Here is a 25,767-nt window from a genome sequence, read left to right as displayed (position 1 = left end):
GAGCAACCACGCATAGTCACGACCATTAAAGTTGAATCAGAAGACATTCTGGTATCTTGGGGATAATTTATCTCGACCTTGATTATTCCGTGCGGTTTCCAAGGAAGGCCGTGTGGCATCTTGCTCCATCTCCCTGAAGGGGAGAAATCGTATAGCCGGTGGTTTCAACCACCGGGTTGGGGGATATAATTGGCTTGAGTCCTGAAGGGACGACATTTCATGCCGAAAAAATAAAAAAATGTCGTCCCTTCAGGACTCACACCCTGTAATTTTCATCTCCCGGTGGTTGAAACCACCGGCTATACGATTAAATCCCTTCAGGATTGCTGAAACCTACTTCGGTAAAACGTAGTGAACGAATACCATTTCCGTAGTTCCAGATTTAAAAAAAATGAACATGCCGAAGCTTCCTCGGACGGAGAAAACGGAAGTTTCGCTGTAGTGATAATCGAATTAGATTTTAACACTCAGCTAAGCAACCTGTTCAAGAAAAATCCCGCATGGAGTCGAAAAACGTCTCCGAGTCCCAATCTTCTCCGACCATCCCTTCCATCTCCGTAAAAAACGCATCCCATCCGCTGATTTCACCCAGCTTGGAACCGTTCCTGAAGACCTTGAACGTTGTTCCCTTGGGACACTTGGTCATGTTCACCTCCACCGAGGCCCCGGAAGGCATCTGCTCGGTCCAGTGCGCGGACCAGGAACTCCGGTCCCCTTCGGTTTTCTTGTACTTCTCAAAAAAATCCTCAAAAACGCGAACGATTTCCTGCTGATCCATCGCGACGACTCCTGTTTCGGCGTGAGCCGGTTTTGTTGTTTGGGTGCTGGATGTTTTCACGAAACAGGCGCATACTCAACACTTCAGTCCCTCACTTCAGTCCCTTACAACACGCATCTTGAGAGCCGCATCGTGTCCACCAGCAACAGCCCTGCCTCCTCCCGGCATTGTCCACTCGGGATCATCACGACGATCAACGTCCGGGGGAGCGTTTTCCATGCCGACTAAACCCTGCGTCGGTTGCGGCTGGTGTTGTCTCACGGACCAATGCATGGAATCCCATCGCAAGCACGGATATCTGCCGCGTTGTCCGGAAATTGTCTGGGACGTGGAGAATGTTCGCTATAATTGTCGCTTGATGCAGGACCCCGTCAGCGGCGGGGCGTCACGAAAGGCCCTGCTCCAGGGCAAGGGGTGTTGCGCTCCGCTGAATCCCTGGAGAGACCACGTCCGCAATCGCGATCCGCTCCCGGCCGTCCGAATCGATTTATCGCCCGCTCTGATCCCCGCAACCAAACCATCTTCCGAAACCTTCGAGGAGCCCCACATGAAGCACTGCATCGCCACTTCCGACGCACCCAAGGCCATCGGCCCCTATTCCCAGGCCGTGCGCACCGGCAACCTGCTCTTTCTCTCCGGCCAACTGCCCCTGGATCCGCAAACCATGCAGTTCGTGCCCGGCGGCATCGCGGAGCAGACCCGACAGGTGCTGACCAACGCCCGGGCCGTACTGAGAGCGGCCGGCTCCGACCTGGAGCAAGTTGTCAAGGCCACGGTCCTGCTCAAGGACATGAATGACTTCGCCGCGATGAACGGGGTTTACGGCGAATTCTTCACGGCCGACCACCCGGCCAGGTCCACGTTCCAGGTGGCCAAACTGCCCCTGGACGCCTTGGTGGAGATCGAGTTGATCGCGGAAATACAGGAGTAGCGTATTCGGCTCACGCAAAGGCGCGAAGACGCTTAGGTTCAGAAAGCTTCGCAGCTTCGCGGCTTCGCGTGAGCCCCAGGCCGATTCCCACGCACCCGGCGCTCACCGTCGCGATCCGAAGCGAGCCAGGTATTCCTGGTTGCCCTTGGGTCCCAGAATCCCGGACGGGACGATCCCCAGGCAGGTCAGTCCCAACACCGCTTCGGCATGGGAGCGGACACCCGCGACCACCCTTTCCCGGACCTCCGGGTCGCGGATCACGCCCTTGGTCCCGGCCCCGGGTCCGGCTTCGAACTGAGGCTTGATCAGGGCGATGATTTCCGTGGTCGGTTTGCGGAATTGCAGGCAGGCGGGCAGGATCAGCCGCAGCGAAATGAAAGAGCAGTCCGCGACGATCAGATCCACGGGCCCGGGCAGCAGATCCGGCCCGGCATGGCGAAAGTTCACCCCTTCCAGATTGACCACCCGGGGATCCTGGCGCAGCTTCCAGTGGAGTTGACCCCGCCCCACGTCCACGGCGTAGACCTTGGCCGCGCCGTGCTGCAGGAGGCAATCCGTGAATCCGCCGGTGGACGCGCCCACGTCCAGGGCGACCAGCCCGGAAACATTCAGGTCAAAGGATTCCAGGGCCGTAAGCAGCTTCTCTCCTCCCCGGCTGACGAACCGCTCCCCTGGAGCAATGCGCAGTTCCGCGTCCAAGGGCAACGCATGTCCCGGCTTGTCCACCGGCCGGGTTGAACCGCCATGCACCAAGGTCACGCGCCCGGCCATGATCAGCCGCTTGGCCTGTTCCCGGCTTTCGACCAGGCCCTGCTCCACCAGGACCTGGTCGGCCCGAACCTTGGCCGGCAAAGCCTACCCTCGCTCCCTGACCTGCAAGCCGAGCACGCCCGCCACGGCCTGGGCCGCCTGGACCGTGAACTCCTGGGCCGGAAGTTCGGCCTTGACCTCCGGGGACAGAACCCGTCGCGGCGCGTTCATCAGTTCCTCTTTGGGCGTAATCCCGTATTCCGGCGGGAAGCTGTTCTCGAAGTACATTTTCTGGAACCCGATGAACTTCAGGGCGTGGGCCGTGGCGTCCAGCACCGCGGTTTCCCCGGCTTGCATCAGGCCTAGCTCCCGGGCCCGCAACAGCCCGGCCAGGCACTCCCCGCCCTGGGTGCAGGCAATGTGGCCGTGGCGGTTGGCCAGGAGCATGCCCTCGATCACGGCCTGTTCCTCCACCTGGACCACATGGAACAGTCCCGCCCCGCCGGCCTGCTCGTACCGGTCCACCAGGTGGCGCACCCGGGGAAAGGAGACCGGATTGCCGATCATCGCGGCCTGGGCCACGCTGGCCCGGACGGTCACGGGATGATACGCCCGCCTGGCCGGATCAGATTCGTGATAATACCGAAATACCGGGTCGGCGTGAGCCGACTGGACTCCGAAAATCCGGGGCAACTTCTCGATGATGCCCAGACTTCGCAGCTTCAGAAAACCGCTCATGATCGCCGTGACGTTGCCCGCGTTGCCGATGGGCACGAACACCGCCTTGTCCGCCACGTCCCAGCCGTAATGCTGGGCCACCTCAAAGGCATAGGACTCCTGGCCCAGGATACGCCAGGCGTTCTTGGAATTGAGCAGGGCCACCCGGTAGTTCTCGGCCAGATGCTCCACCACCTTCATGCAGTCGTCGAACACGCCGGGCAGCTCCAGGACCACGGCCCCGCTGCCCAGGGGCTGGGCCAATTGCTGCGGGGTGACCTTGCCCTGGGGCAGCAGGACCACGCTCTTCACGGCCCCGCCAACATAGGCGGCGTACAGGGCCGCGGCCGCGGAAGTGTCCCCGGTGGAAGCGCAGACCGTGAGCACCTGATCCCAGCCGTGCCGCCGGATCAGGGCCTTGAGATAGCTGAAGGCGCAGGCCATGCCCCGATCCTTGAAGGAGGCGCTGGGATTCTGCCCGTCGTTCTTGAAGGCCATATCCTGGCCCACATGCCCGGCCAGGGCGGGCGACGCGGGAATGATCGGCGTATTGCCGTCCCCCAGCCAGATGATGTCCTCGGGCTCCAGCACCGGGGCCATCAGTTCATAGAACCGAAAGATGCCCTTGAGTTCCGGACGCCTGGTGGCGGCCCGCAAGTCAAAGATCTCCCGCCACTGTTCGGGATTCGTTTGCCGCAGTTCGTCGAAGTCCAGGTCTTCCAGCAGCAAAACCTCGCTGCACTCTGGGCAGGTGTAATACAATTCATCAATATCCAGCCGGGCCCCGCAGCCCAGACAAACATATTCCATCCGCCCCCGACGGGACGGAAACTGATCGAGCATTGTGTTCATGATATCGGCTCTATGGTTTGATTGTTGAAAAACACTTCCCCCTCCTCCGCCACGTTCCGGAACACCCGTTGCCAGGCGATCTCCAGTTTCAAGCTGTCCAAATGCAGCGGCTTTTCAGTCGGCACATCGCGCAAGGTCCAGACGCCCTCATCCGTACGCCGATAAACTTCCATGGCCAAACGCTCCGGATCAATCAGTACATATTCCCGCAAGGATGAAATCAAGCGATACTTGGCAAACTTCTCCCCCCGGTCATAGGCTTCGGTGGAAGGCGAGAGCACCTTCCCGATAATCATGGTCATATCCGGCGCTGGAAGTGTTCGCCGGGTCGATGCAAGGCCGCCTTCCCATCTTCAAACCTCACCCTCCACCAGCCATTTCCACAAGGGAAGGATGGTGATGGTTCTGCCGTCATGGATCACGGTTTCTTCGTGGCTCCTGGTCAACAACCATCCCTGGTCGGAGTCGAAGTATGCCAGGGCTTCGGCAAGGCCGTTCAGCTCTCTTTTGCGCGTATCCGGGGCGTGCAGGTCGAGGCAGACATTGGCAATGACCCGACGGCCCTGGATCCGGCAATAAAAATCCACTTCCTGCTGCTGAAGAAAGTAGTACACCTCCCTGGTATGGCGACGCAGGTGCAGAAACGTCGCATTCTCGTAGAGCCTCCCGTAATCCGGGGACAGAGAGGCATCAAAGATGGACTTGAACCCGTTGTCCACGGCATAGATTTTTTTCGGGTTGCGCTGCTCTTCCCGCACGGAATTCCTGAATACCGGCACGCTGAACACGGCATACGCGTCACTCAGGTAGGAAAAATACTCGAACAGCGTGTCCTTGCCGACCTTGAAGCCCTGGGATTTAAAATCATTGAAAAGCCTGTTCATGCTGGCGCTGGTGGCCATGTTCGTCAAGCAGTATTTGACGAGGTGCTTCATCAGGGCGAGGTTCTTGATGCCGTGGCGCTCCACAATGTCCTTGTAGATGATCAGGTCCGCGTAGTCCGACAGGGTCCGCGTCCTGACGTCCGACGTGGCGGCAATGGTCTCGGCAAAGCCCCCGTGGAGGATGTAGTCCTCAAAGGCATTGGCCGCAAAGCTTGATGATCTGGACGAATGCGGGGTGATCTCAATGCCTCGGGCGCGCAGATACTCCTTGAACGAGAAGGGAAAGACCTCGTAGGTGATGGTCCGGCCCCGCAAAGCAGTGGAAAGGTCAGCGCCCAGCAGCTTGGAGGATGAGCCCGTGATGAAGATTTCCAGGTTCATGGTATCGTAAATGCGGCGCACAAAAAGTTCCCAATTCCGGACATTCTGGATCTCATCCAGGAAAAGCCAGACCTTGTGGTCCCTATTGTATGGATAAATCTCGTAATAAGCTTCCACGAGGGCGTCCAGATGCGGCAGTTCCAGCGGAAAAAGCCGGTCGTCCTCGAAATTCACGTACACGATGCTGGTTGGATCAACCTGTTCCCGCAAGGACTCAATAATCTGGTACAGGAGTGAAGTCTTGCCGCTGCGCCTGACCCCGACCAGGGAAACGACCTTTCCGGACTCCAGGGGGATTTTCATGTCCCGGGGAACAGTCGGCTTGATTTTCGACTCCTGAAAGTCCGTGATGATTTTCTTGAAAAGCTGTTTCACGTTTCATCCTTTTCTGGAAGGACAAAAATGAAAGATTGCATACTTTCTGTCAAGGACATAAGTGGTCACATGGCGTTGACACGCTCGCCGGGTTTGCTCTGGGCCCTGAATCATTCGGATAAATGCGGCGCGGAGAGAATGTTCCGCGGTTCAGCACATTGGGCGGCAGCGGAAATTTGGCGGCTGGCTGCTCGGAAAGCTGCCGCCCCCATCAACGATCATGCCTTCAGGTTATCTTTGTCTTTGCGGAAAGATCCCCGTTCATAGTGAGAATGGTGCCAGTGAGAATGGTGCCAGGTTTATTTTTCATGGCAAAGACTTCGCCGTAATAATATTCATGCTTGCCCGCCTGCTCCACCTCCCAGGCGAGATAGTCCCGGCTGTTAATGGGGATATGGGTTGGGGTTGGCCCATGCTGTTTGCTCCTTAAGAGTTTCAGTGAGAACTCAAGCTGGTTGTCAGCGATACAGACATAGTGGGGCCAGTGCCAAGACAGTCGTGCAGGCACCTCTTACACAAATCCGGCCTCCGGCCATGCATCGTCAGCGATTCGGCAGGGATGAGATGGTTGGATCAAGACGGACAAAGGGTTATCCGCCCACGCTCTTTACACATCATCAAAAGGGCGATTACTCAAGAGCAAGCAGCTTGAACAAGTGCTCTTTATCCCGAACGATAGGGTGGGCCTTGAAATGCTCGGCAATTTTGGCCTCAATTTCATGACGTTGCATTTGGTCCGCCGTCGTGGCTTCGGCCCATTTCCGGCCAGGATGCATGGTGTCCCAAGGTGAACGCTTGTTGGCGCGAGTTTTGGCGCTGTCTCCATGCTTTCCGATGCCGTAACAAATTTTGACTTCCTTGTTCCAGATGGGACGAAACAGACGAATCATGAAGTCCTCCACCGCTGACTGCATGCCGGTTTGGATGGGGGACGCTCGAAAAAAGAAATCCTTCAAGGGCAGGTTCACCTTGATCATGCTGTTGGCGTGGTCCCGAATTCGGGCATGGAGAACGTTCCCTTGTTCCTCCGTGGTTTCGGCTTGAGGATTCCTGGGATCGGCCTTCCCCACGTAAATCGGCGTCTCGGTGCATGAAATTGGGAGATACGCCAGTTCCGCTTTTCCATGGTAGTAGATGGCGTAGACCCCGGAGCCGAAAAAAGGAGAGCCCGCCAAGGTATCCAGGGGGCGCTTCTCCTGACTCGTGAAGCTGAACGCGAAAAACTTGGCGATGCCGTCGGACCGCCCAAGCGTAATGCCGATTCTTCCGAAACGGATCGGGGATATCTTTTCCCGGAATGACGTCAACTCCTTGATCAACATCCCGGACTCGTCCACGATGTTCTTGACCGTTCGTGCGTTTTTTCCGGACGTCTCTCCCATTTCGAAGACATGGATCGAATTTTTCAAGTCCTGGATTCGACGCAACAGATCACTTAATGATGACATGTCCACCCTCTTCAATCCAATTGTCGCAAAATACTGTCGCCCACGACGGCGGCCAGTCGCACGGGTACGGCGTTGCCGATCTGCCTCATGGCCTCCGTCCACGACCCGCTGAACACGTAGTCGTCAGGAAAAGTTTGAATTCGCGCACTTTCTCGGACGGTGTAGTACCGGTAGGTTCCATCGGGAAACGCGATCATGTTCTCGCCTCCAGGCACCCCGTGATCACCCGCCTTCAACGCTTTGGAAGGCGCGTCCAGGATGCTCCCCGTGTGTCCTGGATAAGGTCGGGCTCCGCCTCGGTACTCATGGTTGGCCACCGTCCCAGTCTTGCTTGTGGGATCCGGAAGGCCGACAAGCGCGTCGCGCACGGTTCCGCACCTTTTGCCGGGGGGAGGAAGGAGCCTGTAGTCCACCCTGATTCGTTCGATACGCGACGCGAACCGCTCCGGTTCGGCGGGCCTACCTTTCTTGGAAACTCGGTGTTCGTCCCAATACGAACCCGAAACCCATTGTTCCCAAAGCAGTCTATCAAATGAATGGGTAGGTTCGGGAAATGACCATTGCTTTCGAAGATCAGCCCTGAACCCAACGATGAAGACGCGGTGACGATGTTGGGGAACGCCGTAATCAGCGGCGTCGAGCAATCGATGGATGACCCGGTAGGAAAGGTCGCTTTCCACGCATCCCGTATGGTGGCGCTCAAGGCGTGACAGGTGCGAGTTCCATTCCTCCGTTGGATCCTTGACCAGCGAGGGATAGGTCAATTGCAGGATGATGTAGTTGAAGTAACTCGCGAAATTCCGTCGCAACAGTCCTTTGACGTTCTCAAAGACGAAGCATTTGGGACGAAGTTCACGCACGGCCCGAACGGCCTCGGGGAACATGTCGCGGTTGTCCTGGTACGCGCGGTGTTTTCCTCCGAGGGAAAACGGCTGACATGGGGGGCCGCCGGCCACCATTTCAATATCGCTGAACAATTCGGAGTAGCGGATCATGCGCGCGTCGTCGTTGTAGAGCCGCCACTCCTTGGCCAGCGGATGGCCGAGCGATTCGTTCAAATGAAGAGTGGAACAGGCGTGCTCGTTTCGCTCAATCAACGCCTTGTGACGCCATCCGCTTTGCTCCAGACCAAGCGCCATACCTCCGGCCCCCGTGAAAAGTTCCACTGACGAACGACACATAATCAACTCTCTTCCAAAAAAGATTTGACTCGACTTCGCAACAAGGCCTTTTCCTTAATCTGACATTCCCAGATCACCAGAGCACGCCAGCCAAGTTCCTCAAGCGCCTTGAGCACTTCGGCGTCCCGAGCCTTGTTTCGGGCAAGTTTCGCCTCCCAAAACGAAAGCTTCGATCGTGGTTGTTGATATTGACGACAGCCATGCTGATGCCAAAAGCACCCGTGAACAAGGATTACCTTCATCCGTGACCGGAAGACAAGGTCGGGATGGCCCGGCAAATCACGGGCATGAAGCCGATACCGGTAGCCCATGCCGTGAATCAAACGCCGGACGGCCATTTCCGGCTTCGTGTCCGCGTTGCGAATCCGGGACATCCGTTCGCTGCGCTGCGCCGGAGTCAATGGATCATGCCTGGACATGCGCCCGCACTCATGACTTTTTCCCCTTGTTTCCGGAGAGATGCCAGACAAAGGCTGGTTAATCAGCTTGTCAGACAATTCTCGCCTCGCCTCCCGTGATCCTTCCTGACGAGCCATGAGAAATCTTCGGCTGTTTCTCGAAGAATTGGTGCATACCTATCACGGGATGTCCCGCAACTCGTTTTCAATCTGCTCAATGCTCGGCAGACTGGTCCTCAAGGATTCCGGCAAGGCACGGGTCAGCTCAAAACCAGAAACGCCGATGGGTTTGTCTATGCCCCGCAAGGTGTATTCAGCCAAAACGCGATTGGGTTGCTGGCAAAGAATCAGGCCGATAGTGGGCTTGTCGTCAGGATGGCGGAGCTTGTCATCAACGACGCTGCAATAAAAATTCATCTTGCCGGCATATTCGGGCTTGAAATCACCGCGTTTGAGGTCGATGACCACATAACGGCGCAGCTTGAGATGGTAAAACAGCAGATCAATGTAAAAATCCTGATCTCCAATGTCGAGGTGGTATTGCCGACCGACAAAAGCAAATCCTTGGCCCAATTCCAGCAAAAATTTTTCCAAATGAGCAATGAGGCCAGTTTCCAGCTCTCGTTCGTGAAAGCCGGCTTCAAGCGTAAGAAAGTCAAATATGTAGGGATCTTTCAGCGCCTGTCGTACGAGATCGGAATCCGGAGGAGGTAATCGCCGCGCAAAATTGCTTGTCGTACGCCCCAACCTCGCATGGGCTGAAGTTTCAATCTGCATCACCAGAATATTGCGACTCCAGCCATTTTCTATAGCGGCTTGCATGTACCACTGCCGCGTGGCTGGTTTCTTGACCTTGGCCATCAATTCAGCGTGGTGACCCCAAGGAAGAGCGAGGATGAGTTCCGCTGGGAAAAGCGAGGCAAGCCTCCCCCCCGCATCGTTCACTTGTGCCACAGGCTGTGGCACTTTTGGGGGAGAAGCCGTTTGTGCCACAGGTCGCGGCACAAATTCCAGGTGAGGATATTCCCGGTAGAAAGCCAGCATTCGTTTGATGTTGCGCTCAGAAAAACCCTTTTCTTCGGGTAACTCGTTATGCAGGTCGCGAGCAAGCCTGGGAATAACGCCAGCGCCCCAGCCTTCCTTCCTTTGGCGGGCATCAATCAGCGCGCCGATTTCCCAATAGAGGCGGATCAACTCAGCGTTGACCGCCAGCATGGCGCTGGTCTGGGCGTACCGCACACGCTGCTTGATGTCGGCCAACAGACTGAGATAGTCAGCGGGTAGTTGGTTGGATTTCTCGCTCAGATGTTTCACCGGACTCCTACACCTCATCCATCCCGCTTTTCCGTATCGCCGCCACGCCCCCTTGCAGATTCAGGGAGCCCTCGATACCGGCCTCTTTCAGGGTGATCTGGGCTTCGTAGGAGCGGCCTCCGGCGTTGCAGACCAGGACCAGCGGCTTGTCCCGGGGTACTTCATCCAGCCTGACCCGCAATTCGTCCTGGGGGATGTTCATCCAGACGTCGGGGTGCTTTTCCAGGAACGGTTGGGCATTGGCGGGTCCGCGGCAATCCAGGACCTGGAAGTTGCGAAGGGGGTCGGCCCAGAGCCGGGCGAACTCGGAGACGGTCATGGAGGCGCAGCGCCCTTCCAGGATGTTTTCCGCCGCGTTGGCCGCGGCGTTGACGATGTCCATGGCCGAGGAAAAGGGCGGCGAGTAGGGATATTCCAGATTGCCGATCACGGAAACATGGGGATGGTCGCCCAGAACCGCGGCCACGGCCCCGACCCGGCCCACCAGACCGTCCCCCTTGGCGCACAGCCCCTGTACGCCCAGGACCCGGCCCTTTTGAGGGCCGCTCTTTTCCACGACCATTTCCAGGTGCATCAACTCGTTTTCCGGGAAAAAGTGAGCCCGGTCCGACTGAACGACATGGGAGTGGACGGCGTCCAACCCGGCCCGCCGAGACGCCTCCGGACACAACCCGGCCCCGGCCACGGAAATTTCGAACAGCTTGACCGCGAAGCTTCCCACGGCCCCGGGAAACTCGGCGTCGCCGCCGGCCAGATTGGTGCCGATCACCCGGCCCTGACGGTTGGCCAGGGAGCCCAAGGGGTAATATCCGGGTTGGCCCGTGATCAGATTGGTCACCTGGACGCAGTTGCCTCCGGCGTAAATGTCCGGATCCGAGGTCCGCAGATGGGTATCCACGATGACGCCGCCCCGGGGCGAGACCTCCAGCCCGGCGTCCCGGGCCAGTTCGGAGTTGGGAATCACCCCCACGGACAGGATCACCAGATCCGCTTCCAGTTCTTCTCCGTCCAGCAGCACCCGCTCCACGCCCTTGTCTCCGGCAAAACCCCGCACCGTGGCCGACAACCGGAAGCTCACCCCCTGCTCCTGCATATGGTTCTGGGCCATCCCCGCCAGCTCCCGGCTGACAAAGCCGGGCAGGATCTGCTCCGCGATTTCCACCACCGTGGTTTCCACGCCCCACATGTCCGAAAGAGCTTCGGCGATTTCCAGGCCGATGAACCCGGCCCCGACCACCACGGCCTTGCCCACCTTGCCCGCCTCCACCCGGGAGCGGATGCCCTCGGCTTCCTCCAGGTTGGACACGGCGAAAACCCCGTCCAGATCCACCCCGGGCAGATCCGGCCTGCGCGGACGGCTGCCCGTGGCCAGGACCAGCTTGTCGTAGGCAAACGCCAAGCTCTCGCCGGACTCCAGATCCCGGGCATGGACGACCTTGGCCCCGCGATCGATGCGCTCGGCCCGCTTCCGGGTCAGGACGTCCACCCCCTTGGCCTCGTGAAAGAACTTCGGGTCGCGGATCATGTGAAAGCTGGTGGCCTGCAATTCCTTGACGTCGCTGACGTCCCCGGAAACATAGTACGGGATGCCGCACCCGCCGTAGGAAACCCTGGCCCCCTGGTCGATGATGGTCACCCGAGCCTCCGGCATCAGCCGTTTCAACCGACACGCCGCCTTGGGGCCCAACGCCACTCCGCCGATGATCACAACATTCATGGTTTTAGTCCTTTCATGACAAAGGTTATTGCCGGTCAGTCGGCAAGGTGAAAAACACGCTCGTTCCCTGCCCCGACGAGCTCTCCACCCGGATTTCCCCGCCGTGCTTTTCAATAAAGTCCTTGCAGAGCATCAACCCCAATCCCGTGCTGCTCTCGCCTTCGGTACCGGGGCGGGCCGTTCTCTGGTCCAGCAAAAAAAGCTTGGACAGCATTTTCTGGTCCATGCCGATGCCGTCGTCATGCACGCCAACCTCGATCCGCGATCCTTGCCGCCCGACTCGGACTTCCACCTTTCCCTTTCTTTTCGTGAACTTGATCGCATTGCTCAAAAGGTTCCGCAGCACGGTGCTGATCATTGACGGGTCCAGCAGCGCGGTCAAGTCCCTGGAAACATGGCTCGACAAGGCGATGTCTTTTTGTTCCGCCATGGACGTCAAAAAGTGGATGTTGGCATCGACTATATCCGCCAATCGGCATTCCTTCGGCGCATACTCGATCAGCCCTTGCTGCATCCGCGCCCATTCCAGCAGATTTTCCAGCAAATCAAACACTCTTTCGGCGCTTTTATGTAAGTTCCCGGATACTTCCCGCAATTCCTTAAGTGTCCAGTTTTCGGCGTCCTCGGCGAACATCCGTGACAGCGAGAGCAGGCCGGACATGGGGGATTTGAGGTCGTGGGCAATGATCGAGAAGAATCTGTCCTTCTCCGAAAGGGCCTGTTGCAATTGTTCGCGGGATTCAAGCAGGGCGTCCTCGGCCTTTTTTCTTTCGGTGATGTCCCGCACCGCGGCCACGCGCAACAGCTCGCCCTGCACTTCAAAATTCCGGGCCTCGATTTCCGCAAAAATGACCTCTCCGTTCTTCCTGACGCACTTGGCGACATATGGGGCCGCGTAATCCTTGACAATGTTACCGAGGACAATCTCCCTGTCGTCTTGGTGAATAACCAGTTCCAGAAGGTTTCTTCCAAGCAGTTCCTCCCGCCCATAGCCCAACCCCTTAGCCAGAGCGACGTTCACATCCCTCACAATACCGTCTTTATGCAACACCACTCCTTCCATCGTCAGGTCGGAGAGAAGGCGGTAACGCTCCTCGCTCTCCTGCAGATCCTTCTCGATTTTCTTGCGAAACAGCGCTTCCCCGATATGGCTGGCAATCCCTTCCAAAATGGCGATCAGGTCCGAATTGAACTTGCCCGGGGCGCGGTGGTTGAGTTGCAACAGGCCGACGATTTCCTGGCTTTTCCGGATGGGAATCAAGGCCACGGAGGCATAACCGTCATGAATGCAACGGTTGCGCGGGTGCAGCCGCGGATCATCAGCGGCTGGGAGATCGAGAATCGGAAAGGAGTCGTTGGTCCAGCAACTGCCACCGGGAGTGAACATGGAATTCTCACGGTGATCGGCCTTTCCGGAAATGACCAGACCGCAAGTACATTCCAGTTTGATCGTTCCATCGGGATCGCGGCAAATGTCGCCCTGCGCATCGAGGGCAATCAAAGAATTTTCCATAAGCAGAAAATCCTCGGAAAACCCTGCCTGCTCGTAATAAGGGTAGTCGTCATGCTCTTTCAGTCGAATCCCCACCGCATCGCAGCCGGAGGCCTGTTTGACGGCCTGAAGGACGCGCCGGATGGACTCGGAAAATTCCGTCGTTTCATTCAAGATGGCCAGCACGTCGACGGAAAGTCCGCGATACTTCTCCATGAGCTTTCGCTCAGTGATGTCCTGGACGGTCCCTACCAGGCCGGTCACACACCCCCACGCATCAACCAGCGCGGCCTTGTGAAAGACCACGTCATGCGACCCACCCCGTGCATCCGTGACCTTGGCCTCGTAGACCTGGACACCCAACTTCTCGAACAGTTCGGCGTCCTTGGCATGGTACAGCCGCGCCAGTTCCGGCGGACTGACATCAAAGACGGTCTTGCCGACAAGTTCGTCCTTGCTTTTGCCGAAAAAATCTTCGAAAGCCTTGTTGAATCCCTGGTAGCGCCCATGCCTGTCCTTGTAGAAAACAGGCATGGGAATGGTTTCGAAAAGACTATTCAGGAATGTCTCTTTTGCCCGTAATTGCTCTTCGAGCTTGGTCTGCTCGGTTACGTCGGTAATCACGAGCATCAGGCTTTCGATATCTTCAGCGTCAGCCTGATCGCCGGGATCATGCTCCATTCTCCCAATACACCTGACCTTGATCGGCCTGTCTTTTCCGGTCAGAGAAAAATCCAGTTGTTTGCCTTCAGGCATTTTGAAAAAGGCCTTGAATCGGCCATAAAACGACGGGCGATCTTCTGGAAGCAAATAATCCGACAACGCCTTGCCGGAAAGCTGGTCCGGAGAAAGCCCGACCATGGCCGCGAACGTCGCGTTGGCCTCCTTGATCACTCCGCGCCTAGTGATGATCAGGTATCCGGCGGGAGCTTCATTGAAGAGCTTGGCGTACCGGTCCCTGGCGACGCGCAACCGCACCTGGGCGTCTCGAAGTTCTTCGTTTTGCAGCTCCAACTCGATCTGATGCACGTGATAATCATGTACGAGCGCCTTGATCTGATCCGGAGAAAATTCCTCAAAGGATCGTCCCGATTCAGCCAGGCGCTCCTCGGCCAACCTGCGCAACGCACTGATTTCGTTTTCGGTCATCTTCGCCATGGGTACACCTTTTTTCACGCCGCTTTCGAAATCGCCCCTCGCCGAGTCGCCCTTTCACCTTCCTGAAAATCCGCTGCCATCCACATTCATTAACGTGGAATACTCCCACCTTCAACCAATTTGCCGCAATATGGCCTCCCGGTCCCGGCAAAGCGTTTCCAGGCCTCCGTTCTTCCGTCGAGGATTCATCCTCTGACCGCCAAACTTGACACCACCACCCCGTGCATTAAGGTTCCGAAAATTTTTCGGGAGGTACGACGTGTCACGATTTACGGTTTTTCTTGGTTCCCTGGTCTGTCTGTTCGCTATCGGCGGATTTATTCTGACTGAAATCGCGGAGGCTCAACGCATGGGCGGAGGTCGCTCCTTTGGTTCCCGGCCCAGCTATCAGCGTCCGGCGCAACAACCCGCGCAACCCACGCAACGCCAGACCCAACAGCAACAAACGCAGCAGCAAACCGGTCAACAAAGCCAGCAGCAGGGGCAGCGGTCCGCCCAGCAGGCCCCGGCGCGGCCCGGAATGGGCGGCATGCTTGGCGGGATGTTGGGGGGCATGCTTTTGGGCGGGTTGATCGGCTCCTTGCTGTTCGGAGGCCTGGGCGCCTTTTCCGGGATCAACTTCATCGACATCCTGGTCATCGGCCTGATCCTCTTTCTGATCTACCGCTTTGTCCGCTCCCGCCGCCTGGCCGCCCAGCCCGCCGGTCCGATAGCGGCCCAAGGACCGCCCCACGGCGGAGCGGGAGACCGTCCGGAACTGGTCCTGCACCGGAGTTCGCCCCCTTCTGCTTCCAGCTCGTCTGGAGAAAAAAGCGCCTGGGACACCCTGAACGCCGAACCGTCCGGAGCGCCGTCCTCCGGAGTCACCGTTCCCGAAGGCTTTGACGTGGACGAATTTCTCACCGGCGCCAGGACGGCCTATGCCCGCTTGCAGCAGTCCTGGAACAACCGCGACATTGACGACATTCGCAACTTCACGACCCGGGAAGTCTTCGCGGAAATCAAGCGTCAACAGGCCTCCGCGCCGATGCTGGGTCAGACCGAACTGCTTCAGGTGGACGCCTCCTTGCTTGAGGTCCGGGAAGAAGGCGATAACACCGTTTGCAGCGTGCTGTTCGACGTCCTGCTTCGGGAAGACTCCGGTTCCCCCCAACCGTCGCAAATCCAGGAAATCTGGCATTTCAGCAGACCTTCCGACGGAAAAGGCGTCTGGCTGCTGGAGGGCATTCAGCAGGTCGAGTGACGACGTTTTTCCTGAGTCTTTTTACCGTTTCCAGGAGCAGCCCCATACTCCCCTGCCGGAGCAGAGGCTGCTCATTTTCTACATCTCACCACGCGAATGCCTACGACGTATGGTTGCATATTGCCATTGTAAGTAGTCATTCGTATAATACTTGTTTTCGCCAAGAGCGGCGGCGGGCGACAGCGAACTTGCAGACACCTTTCGTTCGAAACAAACCTTTGTTTCGTCCTTGGCTGTCTCGACACCGCATCAGTACCTATCCGCCCAGCATGCCTCGCAATCGGCTTTCATCACCACGGAGGGACCATGGAACAGAAAGACTTGGAATTTTTTGAAAAAATGCTCAAGGATAATATCCGGGACATCAACCAGCGCGGTTCCGACACCCTGGACGACATGACCGACAACCGCGAAGTCCATGCCGATCCCGCTGACAGGGCGACCATGGAAACCGACCGTTCCTTCATGCTGCGCCTGCGAGACCGGGAACGGAAGCTGATTCCAAAAATCCAGGAAGCTCTGGGCCGGATTCAAAACGGCTCTTACGGCATCTGCGAGGACTGCGGCGACGATATCAGCATCGAACGGCTTAAAGCCCGGCCGGTGACCACCTTGTGCATCAAGTGCAAAAGCGCACGGGAAGAAGAGGAGCAGTTACGCGGCGATTAAATGGAAGCGCTCCTCTTTCGCGGCTTGGTGGGTGAAATCGGTCCCATGCTGCTGGGCAGACGCCTGGAGCGGATCTATTCCCCGCACCCCGGTTGGTGGTCCTTTCGGCTCCAGCCTGGAGACCATCCCCGCTTTCTGCTCTTCGCCCACCACCCGGCGGACGTCGCCCTGACCCTCTCTCCCCATGCCCCGGAAAACCCGCCTGCCCCAACGGCCCAGGTGATGCGTTTGCGCAAGCATGTTCAGGGCTTGCGTATTCTGTGCTGCAAAGCGGACTGGACTCTTCGCCGTCTCTCCTTAGGCTTGGGACGTCATGATCCGCACACATGGCTCGTCCTGGACGCGCAAAAAGGCGTATTCATGGCTGACCAGCCGGAGCCTCGCGATATCGACGCATCAACAACCTCGGCAACGGATTTGAACGACTCGGAAGCCATCTCCTGGCCGACCTGGGAACAAATCCGCGACAACGACCAAATCTGGCAAAGCCACCCCCACGTCTCCCCCCTCTTACGCCGCACCATCCAGACCTTACCCGAAGATCAAGGGCGCTCCCTGCTTCAAGCGCTTCAATCCGGCATCGCGCCTGAGACATACTTTCTTTACCGCGCTCCTGGAGGCGGCAAGTCCTCGAGCACGATCCGACCGTGGGCACTTCCGTGGCCTCTTCCGCCGTCCCTGCGCCAGGGGCGCGATGAACACCCCTGTGCATCGGCCTTCCAAGCCACGAACCTTCTGGCCCAGACCATCTTCTTTCCGGATCAAGCCTCAAACGGCACAGCCGCCCCCGACCCCCGAGAGATCAAGCGCATCGCGCGACTGCGCCGCAATCTGGACGCGGATGAACACCGGCTGCGCGAGTACGTTCGTCTCGCGGACCAAGCCGAGTTAATCCGCTGCCATCTCTACCAACTTCCGGCGAAACAGCTCGCGCCCCGCTCCAAGATCGACCGGCTGACGCTGAACGATCCGAAGGGCGAAACCGTTGAGCTGACTTTAAACAAACGTCTGACCATTCTTGAGAACATGCAACGCTGGTTTCAGTTGGCCGACAAGGGGCGGCGCGGCTTGGCGCATGTGCAAAGACGACGCGACCAGATCCACTCGAATCCGGATACGAATTGGGTCGAAACAATGGGAACGCGAACCACGGCGTCTTCGAATCATCGTCCGCCGGTCCAAAAAGCCCGAAATCGCCCCAACGACAAAGGTACCTTGCCCCTGCATCGCTTTTTGAGTAGCGACGGCTTTGTCCTCTTGCGCGGCAAGAACCAAAAGGCCAATCACCACCTTCTGACCAAGGCGGCCAGCCCTTTCGACTACTGGTTTCACGCGGCGGACGGTCCCGGAGCGCACCTGATCCTGAAGCGGGACTCGCCGGGACGGGACGTCCCGGAGCGAACCATGGAGGAAGCCGCCGGCCTGGCCGGATTGGCCAGCCACTTTTCCGGGGCAGCCCGAGCCACGATCATCTGCGCCCAGGTCAAATACGTGCGCCCGGTCAAGGGAACGCCGGGTATGGCCGTCGTGGACCAGGTTCTGCGCACCCTGAGCGTGCCCTTGGAGCCGGATTTGGAAACCAAGCTTCGAATCACGGCATAGACAGAGAGTCAAACAGCCTTATATTTCCCTTTACTCTTTTTCCAAACGCTGCCTTCCCAAACGCCCACCATGACGCTTCCCAAGCCCCCCGACCCGAGCCTCCTCACAGGTCTCGACCCCATGCTTTCCGGAACCATGACCGACCAGCATGGCCGAAGCATCAACTACCTGCGACTGAGCATCACGGATCGCTGCAACCTGCGCTGCCTGTACTGCAGATCGTCCTGCACGGACCTGAAAATGCTGCCCCACGACCAGATGCTCAGTTACGAGGAGAGTTTGGAATTGATCGCCGTGGCCTCGGAACTGAACATTTCCAAAGTCCGTCTGACTGGTGGCGAACCCTTCATCCGCAAGAATTTTCTGCACTTTCTGGAACAGATCCTCCAGCGTCATCCGCACCTGGACATGCGCCTGACCACCAACGCCACGCTGTTGTCCGGCAAGATCCCGGCGCTCAAGGAAATCGGGGTTCAAGGACTGAACATCTCCCTGGACACGCTAAATCGCGAGAAATTCCAGCGTATCACCGGACGGGACTTTTTTCTTCAGGTTCGCGGGGCCATTGATCAGTGCCTGGAGCACGGGCTGAGGGTCAAGATCAACGTCGTGGCCCTGAAGGGAGTCAACGACGACGAGTTGCCGGACTTCGTCCGACTGGCGGAACGCCTGCCCCTGGATTTACGATTCATCGAGTTCATGCCCATGGGCGAGCAAACCGTCTGGACCCCGGACCAGCTCTGGACGGCCTCGGAAATTTTGCGCGAGGCTGGCGCCATCACCTCTCTCGTGCCCGTAGCCGATCGGGACAAGCGCAAGGGCCCGGCCCGAATGTTCTCCCTGGCCGACGGCAAGGGGCGCATCGGCGTGATTTCTCCCTTGAGTTCCCATTTCTGCGGGCAGTGTAACCGCCTGCGGATCACCCCTGACGGACGGTTGCGCACCTGTCTTTTTTCAGACAAGGAGTATCGTCTGCGCCCCATCCTTCGCTCGCCCAAGCTGGGACGGGAACACCTGCGCCAGGTGATCATCCGGGCCGGCAAAAACAAGCCCATGGGCCACGAACTCCTGGCCGCCCAGGGCCGGGAGCGTTCCGTGTGCCGGAAGATCATGTCCGCTATCGGGGGATAACTGAGTGTTAAAAAAGTCCTTATCCGGCAGTCCGTTCAAAAACCCCAAGTGCAAGGAGCAAAAAAAGTTCAAGGTCGAAGCGTATTTATTCATACGTGAGAGTTTGAACTTTTTGCGGCGACGCAGCAATTGGGAGTTTTTCAACGGACTGATAAGCCCAAAAAGATGACCGTTGAACGCACCTTGGAATTTCAAAGCGCTGCCGAGGCCCAAAAACTGTTCGGCCCGCACAACGCCCATTTGCGCCAACTCGCGGAGTTGAGCGGCATCACGGCGGACAGTCGGGGGTCCGTGGCCGTGCTGCGCGGTGAGGACCAACAGGCGGTGGACCAGGCCGCCAACTGCCTCGTGCAGCTTCACGGCCTGCAACGGGCCAATACGTCCATCCAGGCCCAGGACGTGGACCATGCCTGGCGCATCCTGTGCCGCGACCCCCAGGCCGACATCAAGACCGTGTTCAAGGACGTGGTCTACGCCGTGTCCCCCAAGCGGACCATCACGCCCCGGACCGTCAACCAGCGCCGCTACCTGCAGGCCCTCCGCGGCAACGACCTGGTTTTCGGCATCGGCCCGGCGGGCACGGGCAAGACCTACCTGGCCGTAGCCATGGCCGTAGCGGCCCTGACCAAAAAGGAAGTCAAGCGGCTAGTGCTGACCAGGCCGGCCGTTGAGGCCGGAGAAAAACTGGGTTTTCTGCCCGGCGACCTGGTGGAAAAGGTCAACCCCTATCTGCGCCCGTTGTACGACGCCCTGCACGACATGCAGGAATTTCACAAGGTTCAGGAGATGGTGGAGACCGGAGTGATCGAAATCGCTCCCCTGGCCTTCATGCGCGGACGCACGCTCAATGACGCGTTCATCATTCTGGACGAGGCCCAAAATACGACCCAGGAACAGATGAAGATGTTCCTGACCAGGCTGGGCTTCGGCTCCAAGGCCGTGGTCACCGGAGACGTCACCCAAATCGACCTGCCCGTGCACGCCAGGTCCGGACTGGTCCAGGCCGAAAAAGTGCTGTCCGGGGTCGCGGGGCTCGAATTCATCCATTTTCATGAGGAAGACGTGATCAGGCACCCGCTGGTGGGCCGGATCGTCCATGCCTATGACCGATTCACACGCCAAGACGCCCCCAAAAAAGCCTAGCTCCAAACCCTCCGCGCTTTCATCTTCCAAACCGGGAGGAGCGCCGCCGGACAGCCGATTCAGCGGCCTGCTGGTGTTCATGGGCGGCATGGTGCTGGTGGCCGTCCTCTCCGGCCTGAGCTTCGAGCCTGGAGCAAGGATTTTCGTCGAAGGAGAGATCGCGGGCCATGACGTCACCGCCCCCCGGGACCTGCTTATCGAGGACCAGGAATCCACTCTCGCGCGCCGGGACATGGTGGCCCAAAGCCAGCCGCCGATCTTCGACCTGGCCCAGATGCCTTTTGCCCAGATGGCCCGCCGAATTGTCAGCCTGCTGGACGTGATCGCCTCGGCCACCCCGGAAACCACGCCCCAGGTCCAGAACCTGGTGGCCGAGGAGCTGAACATCCGTATTCCGGCCGGGATGTGGACCGAATGGAACAGGCAGTCCTTCCAGAACATCGTGGTTTTGGAAGTCGTGCCCTGGCTGGAGGAAATCTATCAGAAAGGCGTTCTGGCCGACCGCCGGTTCGCTTCGGACATCACCTCAGGGATGATCGTCCGGGACCTGACCACGGACAACGAACAACTCCATCTCAGCCCGGCGGACTTTCCGGACCTGGACGGCGTGATGCGCGCCCTGGACCTGCACCTGAGGGTCAACCTGAACCTGCCGGTGACCGCGCGCCGCGCCGTGGAAGAACTGCTGGCCCCTCTGCTGCGCCCCAATCTGACCCTGAACCAGGAAACGACCCAGGCTAGGTTGACCAGCGCGGTACTGGCCGTAGACCCCGTCTTCTATCAGATCAAAAAGGGCGAGATCATCGTCCGCAAGGCCGAGCGGGTAACCGCGGAGCAGCAGCAAAAAATGCAGGCTTTTTTCGCCGGCCAGGACGGAGGGTACGACTGGGACCGCTTCAGCGGCGTGCTGATCATTTCCCTGATCTTCAGTCTGGGCATTTTCAACGCCACGGGCAAGCCCGCCAGACAGCTGACCACGAAGGACGCCTTGCTACTGGCTACCGTGGTGCTCACCTTCGCGGCCATGGCCAAGTTCGTGGCCCTGTACCGTTTTCCCCTGAGCCGGGAGCTGTTGACCATGACCCCGGACATCTTCGTCTACAGCCTGCCCGTGGCCGGGGCCGCGGGAGTGCTGGCTCTGTTCTTTCCCTTGCTGACCTGCGTATTCTCCGGAGCCCTGCTGGCCTTTCTCTGCGCCCAGATGCTTCAGGCCGGATTCGATGTGTTCCTGTTTTATCTCATGAGCGCTGTGGGCTGCGCGCTGCTCCTGCGTGACGCACAAACCAGGGCGGACATCCTGCGCGCAGGTCTGCCCCTGCTTGGTCTGCTCCTGGGAACCTGGGCCGCCCTGAATCTTCTGGATTTCCAAAGCTTCTCCTGGCTCGCCGCCGGAGCGGTGTTCAGCGCCGCCGGGGCCCTACTCTCCATCCTGCTGCTCCTGGCCTTCAGTCCTGTTGTGGAGTATCTGTTCGGCTACACCTCGCGGTTCAAACTGCTGGAAATGATGAGCCTGGAACAGCCCTTGCTCCAGTCCCTGATGGTCAACGCCCCGGGAACCTACCACCACTGTCTGATCGTGGCCAACATGGCCGAGGCCGGAGCAAAGGCAGTGGGCGCCAATCCGTTGCTTGCCAAGGTCGCGGCCCTGTACCACGATATCGGCAAGATCAAAAATCCGCACTACTTCATTGAGAACCAGTTCGGATGCGAAAACCGGCACGACAAACTGGCCCCGTCCATGAGCGCCCTGATCCTGATCGCTCACGTAAAGAAAGGCGCGGAACTGGCCACGGAACACAAGCTGGGTCCGGAAATCACGGACCTGATTCAACAGCACCACGGAACGCGCCTGATCGTCTATTTTTACCAGAAAGCGCTCAAAATGTGTGAAGAAAAGGGAACGGAATGCGTCCGGGAAGACGACTTCCGGTATCCGGGCCCCAAACCGCAGAGCAAGGAAGCCGGGATCATTCTCCTGGCCGACGCCATCGAGGCTTCCAGTCGAACCCTGGTCGATCCCACGCCCAGCCGGGTGCGCAACCATATCCAGAACCAGGTGCGCACCGTGTTCAACGAAGGCCAGTTGGACGAATCGGACCTCAGCCTGAAGGACCTGAACATCCTCAGCGAAACCTTTCAACGCATCCTGACCGGAATATTCCACCAACGCATCGACTATCCCAAACCCGAAATCCATGCCGCATCAAAGCCGTCCAAGTCCGAACCGACGAAAACTCTCCCGCCCCGCCCTGTCCCGGCCCACTGAATTCAGCCTGGCAAGGGACGCCGAGACCCTGCGCCATCCGGTCCTCCCGTTGAACCGCGCGGAACTCCGGGATATCTTAACCCGGATACTGGACGTCGCTGGGCTTTCCGGGGACCCTTCCGAAGTTTTTTCCGACGCTTTCGGCCAACCGCGGTTGGAGCTGCGGATCACTTCGGACAGAGGGATCACGGACCTGCACCAAAGGCACCTGGGCGGAGCGGGCCCGACCAACGTGCTCAGCTTTCCAACGGAATCAGCCTCCGACTTCGCGCCCAATCCGAACGCGGTCAACGGCTCCATCGTCATCAGCGCGGATGCGGTAATCCGAGAGGCTTTTCTTTACGGCCAGGACCCACGAGATCATTTCATCCGCCTGCTGACCCACGCCCTGCTCCATCTGGCCGACTTCGATCACGGCGAGATCATGGACGACCTGACCGAACAGGTGGTGGAGCACTTGCGCGAGCCCACGCCTGACAACCGTGAACCGTGAACCTCTGAACCCACCACCCCCATGCGCATCGCCCTGCTTCAAAACAACTCCACCGTCGGCGACCTGGACGGAAACGCCCGTAAGATCGCCGACGCTGTCCGGGCCGCGGCCCGGCAAAACGCGGCCCTGTGCGTCACCTCGGAACTGTCCCTGCTGGGCTACCCGCCCCGGGATCTGCTGCTGAACAAGGGCTTCATCGAAACCAGCTGGACCGTGCTGCGCGCCCTGGGTCGGGACCTGGCCGATGCTCCGCCGGTACTGGTGGGGCTGGCCGAGCCCAACGCCTCCGGACAGGGCCGCCCGCTCTGGAACTGCGCGGCCCTGTTGCGGGACGGCGAAATCCAGGGCGTTTTTCACAAGACCCTCCTGCCCACGTACGACGTTTTTGACGAGGACCGCTATTTCGAACCCTTCGACGCCCCGGGCTGGTTTGAGCTGGACGGTCGACGGATCGGGGTGACCATCTGCGAGGACATCTGGAACGACAAGGACTTCTGGACGTCCCGGCGCTACCGGGTAGATCCGGTGCAACTGCTGGCCGAGCAACGCGTCCACTGCATCGTCAACCTTTCCGCGTCTCCGTTCCATCTGGAGAAACACGGCTTCCGGCTGCGCATGCTGGCGGAGATGGCCGCAAAACACCGCCTGCCTCTGGTCTACGTCAATCAGGTGGGCGGCAACGACGACCTGATTTTCGACGGACGGAGTTGCGCCTTCGACGCCAAAGGCGGGCAAACCGCCACGGCCGCGGCCTTTACAGAAGACCTGGTCGTGGTGGGCATTGAAATGGGCACTGTCGGCTCCGCGCCTCGGCGAGCCGACCGTCTCGCGGTTACCGTTGGCCCGAACCTGGGATCGATAGCGCCCGCCGCCATGGCAGCGCCAACCGGCGACGGCTCACGGGAAGAGGAAATCTGGAACGCCCTGGTCCTGGGTGTTCGGGACTACCTCCATAAAATCGGCTTCAGCAAGGCCCTGCTGGGTCTGTCCGGCGGGATCGACTCGGCCCTGACCGCGGCCATCGCCGCCGAGGCCCTGGGACCGGAGAACGTCCTGGCCGTGCTTTTGCCCTCGCCCTACACCAGCCGGGCCAGCATCGACGACGCCGTAAGCCTGGCCGCCAACCTCGGCGTCAAGCACCTCACCCTGCCCATCATGGACCTGATGCGGGGCTTTGACACGGCCCTGAGCCAGGCCTTCGCCGGGTACGAGAAAGACGTGACCGAGGAGAACATCCAGGCCCGGATCCGGGGCAACCTGCTGATGGCCCTGTCCAACAAATACCGGGCCATGCTGCTGACCACGGGGAACAAGTCCGAACTGGCCGTGGGCTACTGCACCATGTACGGGGACATGGCCGGAGGCCTGGCGGTCATCGCCGACGTGCCCAAGACCCTGGTCTACGCCACGTCCCATTGGCTGAACGCCCGCCGCGGGCCCGTGATCCCGGAACGCATCCTGACCCGCCCCCCCACGGCCGAACTGCGCCCGAACCAGACCGACCAGGACAGCCTGCCGGAATACGACGTCCTGGACGCCATCCTGGAGCGCGTGGTCCAGTTGCACCGCTCCAGTGAGGAAATCATCCGCGAAGGCTTCGCCCCGGAGGACGTCCGCCGGGTGGTCGGGCTGATCAAAAACGCGGAGTTCAAACGCCGCCAGGCCGCGCCCGGCCTGAAAATCACCGATGTGGCCTTCGGCTCCGGCTGGCGCATGCCCATCGCGGCCCGCTGGCCGATTTAGACGAGGAGAACGATTGCATCAGGAACTACTGCCCGTAGCTCAGGGCATCAGCCGCCACCTGCTGGGCAAGGAACATGAAGTCCGGCTGGCCCTGGCCTGTCTGCTGGCCAAGGGGCATTTGCTGATCGAGGACATTCCCGGGGTGGGCAAGACCACGCTGGCAGAGGCCATGGCCCGGGTCCTGGGGCTGGACATGCAGCGCATCCAGTTCACCAGCGACCTCCTACCCGCGGACATCCTCGGCGTCTCGGTCTACGACCGCAAGGAACAGACCTTCAGCTTCCACCCCGGCCCGGTCTTTTCCCAGGTCATCCTGGCCGACGAGATCAACCGGGCCACGCCCAAGACCCAAAGCGCCCTCCTGGAAGCCATGGAGGAAGGCCAGGTGACCATGGACGGCCGGACCAGGGCCTTGCCCCGTCCGTTTTTCGTCATCGCCACCCAAAACCCCCTGCACCAGATCGGCACCTATCCCTTGCCCGAGTCCCAATTGGACCGCTTCCTTATGCGCATCAGCCTGGGCTATCCGGACGCGGCCACGGAGCGTAAACTCCTGCGCATCGACGATCCCCGCGATGCCTTGCGTGCAGCCCCGGCCATGCTCAGGCCGGAACGGCTGGTGGAATTGCAACAAGCCGCCCAGGAAATCCATGTCTCCGACGCCCTTCTGGACTATGTCCAGGCCCTGCTCCTGACTTCACGCCGATCGGCGACCTTCCAGACCGGCCTCTCCCCTCGGGCAGGACGAGCCCTGCTCCACGGAGCCCAGGCCTGGGCCTTCCTGGAAGGCCAAACCATGGTCCTGCCCGAACACGTCCAGGCCGTCCTCCCCGCGGTCACCAACCACCGCCTGCAATCCTCCTTCCTCACCGCCTCCGACTCCACCGACCAAGCCTCGGAAGAAACCGCCACGAATCCCGCCGCCACCCTCCTCAAAACCCCGCTGCCCCATCCGTGATGGAAATGGGGCTAAGGAGGAAACATGGGGCTGAGGGATGAGACCTAAAGCCTGAGGGCTGAAGAGAAATGCTGGAATGGAAAGAAGGGATGGAGCGATAAGAATTGCCCCCGACCTTCGCTGGGGCAGGCTCTGAGGGCTGC

The 25,767-nt window shown here is 59.3% G+C and carries 21 protein-coding genes; 10 read left to right on the top strand and 11 right to left on the bottom strand.

The features are described 5' to 3' along the window. Window positions 1-484: 484 nt before the first annotated feature. The gene (locus GY33_RS0115715; RefSeq protein ID WP_035272456.1) at window positions 485-778 is read right to left on the bottom strand and encodes a hypothetical protein; all 294 of its coding nucleotides are present in this window, start codon (window positions 776-778) and stop codon (window positions 485-487) included. Window positions 779-995: 217 nt separating this feature from the next. On the opposite strand from GY33_RS0115715, the gene GY33_RS21845 reads away from it, so the two are divergent. Next, window positions 996-1,709: a RidA family protein gene (locus GY33_RS21845; protein ID WP_326923853.1), complete on the top strand. Its 714-nt coding sequence runs from the start codon at window positions 996-998 to the stop codon at window positions 1,707-1,709. A 102-nt stretch (window positions 1,710-1,811) separates the two neighbouring features. Here the strand turns inward: GY33_RS21845 and GY33_RS0115705 are convergent, their stop codons facing one another. From GY33_RS0115705 to GY33_RS0115655, 10 genes are all read right to left on the bottom strand, one after another. After that, window positions 1,812-2,561 carry a TlyA family RNA methyltransferase gene (locus GY33_RS0115705; RefSeq protein ID WP_031388245.1) on the bottom strand — a complete coding sequence of 250 codons (750 nt, stop codon included), beginning with the start codon at window positions 2,559-2,561 and terminating at the stop codon, window positions 1,812-1,814. Window positions 2,562-2,564: 3 nt separating this feature from the next. After that, window positions 2,565-4,019 carry a threonine synthase gene (thrC, locus tag GY33_RS0115700; protein ID WP_031388244.1) on the bottom strand — a complete coding sequence of 485 codons (1,455 nt, stop codon included), beginning with the start codon at window positions 4,017-4,019 and terminating at the stop codon, window positions 2,565-2,567. A gap of 5 nt (window positions 4,020-4,024) precedes the next feature. Further along, window positions 4,025-4,324 (bottom strand): Uma2 family endonuclease, encoded by a 300-nt coding sequence (locus GY33_RS0115695; protein WP_051822715.1) that lies wholly within the window; start codon window positions 4,322-4,324, stop codon window positions 4,025-4,027. Window positions 4,325-4,381: 57 nt separating this feature from the next. Beyond that, entirely contained in the window at window positions 4,382-5,668 is a 1,287-nt protein-coding gene (locus GY33_RS0115690) for an ATP-binding protein (protein WP_031388242.1), read from the bottom strand. 629 nt (window positions 5,669-6,297) lie between these two features. Further along, the gene (locus GY33_RS20005) at window positions 6,298-7,116 is read right to left on the bottom strand and encodes an Eco29kI family restriction endonuclease (RefSeq protein ID WP_084185226.1); all 819 of its coding nucleotides are present in this window, start codon (window positions 7,114-7,116) and stop codon (window positions 6,298-6,300) included. A gap of 11 nt (window positions 7,117-7,127) precedes the next feature. Next, on the bottom strand, window positions 7,128-8,297 hold the full coding sequence (locus GY33_RS0115675; protein ID WP_031388239.1) for a DNA cytosine methyltransferase: 1,170 nt from the start codon (window positions 8,295-8,297) through the stop codon (window positions 7,128-7,130). A gap of 2 nt (window positions 8,298-8,299) precedes the next feature. Then, complete coding sequence (locus GY33_RS0115670) at window positions 8,300-8,716, bottom strand: very short patch repair endonuclease (protein WP_031388238.1); 417 nt, start codon at window positions 8,714-8,716, stop codon at window positions 8,300-8,302. Window positions 8,717-8,875: 159 nt separating this feature from the next. Continuing rightward, window positions 8,876-10,009 (bottom strand): PDDEXK nuclease domain-containing protein, encoded by a 1,134-nt coding sequence (locus GY33_RS0115665; RefSeq protein ID WP_235185544.1) that lies wholly within the window; start codon window positions 10,007-10,009, stop codon window positions 8,876-8,878. Between the two features lie 7 nt (window positions 10,010-10,016). Then, on the bottom strand, window positions 10,017-11,726 hold the full coding sequence (locus tag GY33_RS0115660; RefSeq protein WP_031388236.1) for an FAD-dependent oxidoreductase: 1,710 nt from the start codon (window positions 11,724-11,726) through the stop codon (window positions 10,017-10,019). 25 nt (window positions 11,727-11,751) lie between these two features. Further along, a complete protein-coding gene (locus GY33_RS0115655; RefSeq protein WP_031388235.1) occupies window positions 11,752-14,376 on the bottom strand; it encodes a PAS domain-containing sensor histidine kinase in 2,625 nt (874 codons plus the stop codon). 259 nt (window positions 14,377-14,635) lie between these two features. Between GY33_RS0115655 and GY33_RS0115650 the strand changes: the two genes are divergently transcribed. The 9 genes from GY33_RS0115650 to GY33_RS0115610 all read left to right on the top strand — a co-directional run bounded on the left by GY33_RS0115650 (window position 14,636) and on the right by GY33_RS0115610 (window position 25,624). Continuing rightward, window positions 14,636-15,619 carry a Tim44 domain-containing protein gene (locus GY33_RS0115650; protein WP_051822712.1) on the top strand — a complete coding sequence of 328 codons (984 nt, stop codon included), beginning with the start codon at window positions 14,636-14,638 and terminating at the stop codon, window positions 15,617-15,619. A gap of 306 nt (window positions 15,620-15,925) precedes the next feature. Continuing rightward, entirely contained in the window at window positions 15,926-16,288 is a 363-nt protein-coding gene (dksA, locus tag GY33_RS0115645) for an RNA polymerase-binding protein DksA (RefSeq protein WP_031388233.1), read from the top strand. Next, complete coding sequence (locus tag GY33_RS0115640; RefSeq protein WP_031388232.1) at window positions 16,289-17,890, top strand: NFACT RNA binding domain-containing protein; 1,602 nt, start codon at window positions 16,289-16,291, stop codon at window positions 17,888-17,890. Window positions 17,891-18,010: 120 nt separating this feature from the next. Next, complete coding sequence (gene moaA / locus GY33_RS0115635) at window positions 18,011-19,021, top strand: GTP 3',8-cyclase MoaA (protein WP_235185543.1); 1,011 nt, start codon at window positions 18,011-18,013, stop codon at window positions 19,019-19,021. Between the two features lie 165 nt (window positions 19,022-19,186). After that, window positions 19,187-20,164 (top strand): PhoH family protein, encoded by a 978-nt coding sequence (locus GY33_RS0115630; RefSeq protein WP_031388230.1) that lies wholly within the window; start codon window positions 19,187-19,189, stop codon window positions 20,162-20,164. Continuing rightward, window positions 20,124-22,430: an HD family phosphohydrolase gene (locus GY33_RS0115625; RefSeq protein WP_161788491.1), complete on the top strand. Its 2,307-nt coding sequence runs from the start codon at window positions 20,124-20,126 to the stop codon at window positions 22,428-22,430. Before GY33_RS0115630 ends, GY33_RS0115625 begins: the two co-directional genes overlap by 41 nt. Beyond that, complete coding sequence (ybeY, locus tag GY33_RS19380; RefSeq protein ID WP_084185224.1) at window positions 22,360-22,923, top strand: rRNA maturation RNase YbeY; 564 nt, start codon at window positions 22,360-22,362, stop codon at window positions 22,921-22,923. Before GY33_RS0115625 ends, ybeY begins: the two co-directional genes overlap by 71 nt. A gap of 21 nt (window positions 22,924-22,944) precedes the next feature. Continuing rightward, on the top strand, window positions 22,945-24,666 hold the full coding sequence (locus GY33_RS0115615) for an NAD+ synthase (RefSeq protein ID WP_031388227.1): 1,722 nt from the start codon (window positions 22,945-22,947) through the stop codon (window positions 24,664-24,666). 13 nt (window positions 24,667-24,679) lie between these two features. After that, window positions 24,680-25,624, top strand: coding sequence for an AAA family ATPase (locus GY33_RS0115610; RefSeq protein ID WP_235185542.1), 945 nt, complete (start codon window positions 24,680-24,682; stop codon window positions 25,622-25,624). The last annotated feature ends 143 nt before the right edge of the window (window positions 25,625-25,767 follow it).

Origin of the sequence: Desulfonatronum thiodismutans (genome assembly GCF_000717475.1) — a bacterium.
Classification (GTDB): Bacteria; Desulfobacterota; Desulfovibrionia; order Desulfovibrionales; family Desulfonatronaceae; genus Desulfonatronum; species Desulfonatronum thiodismutans.
This window is presented reverse-complemented; position numbering and strand designations above follow the sequence as displayed.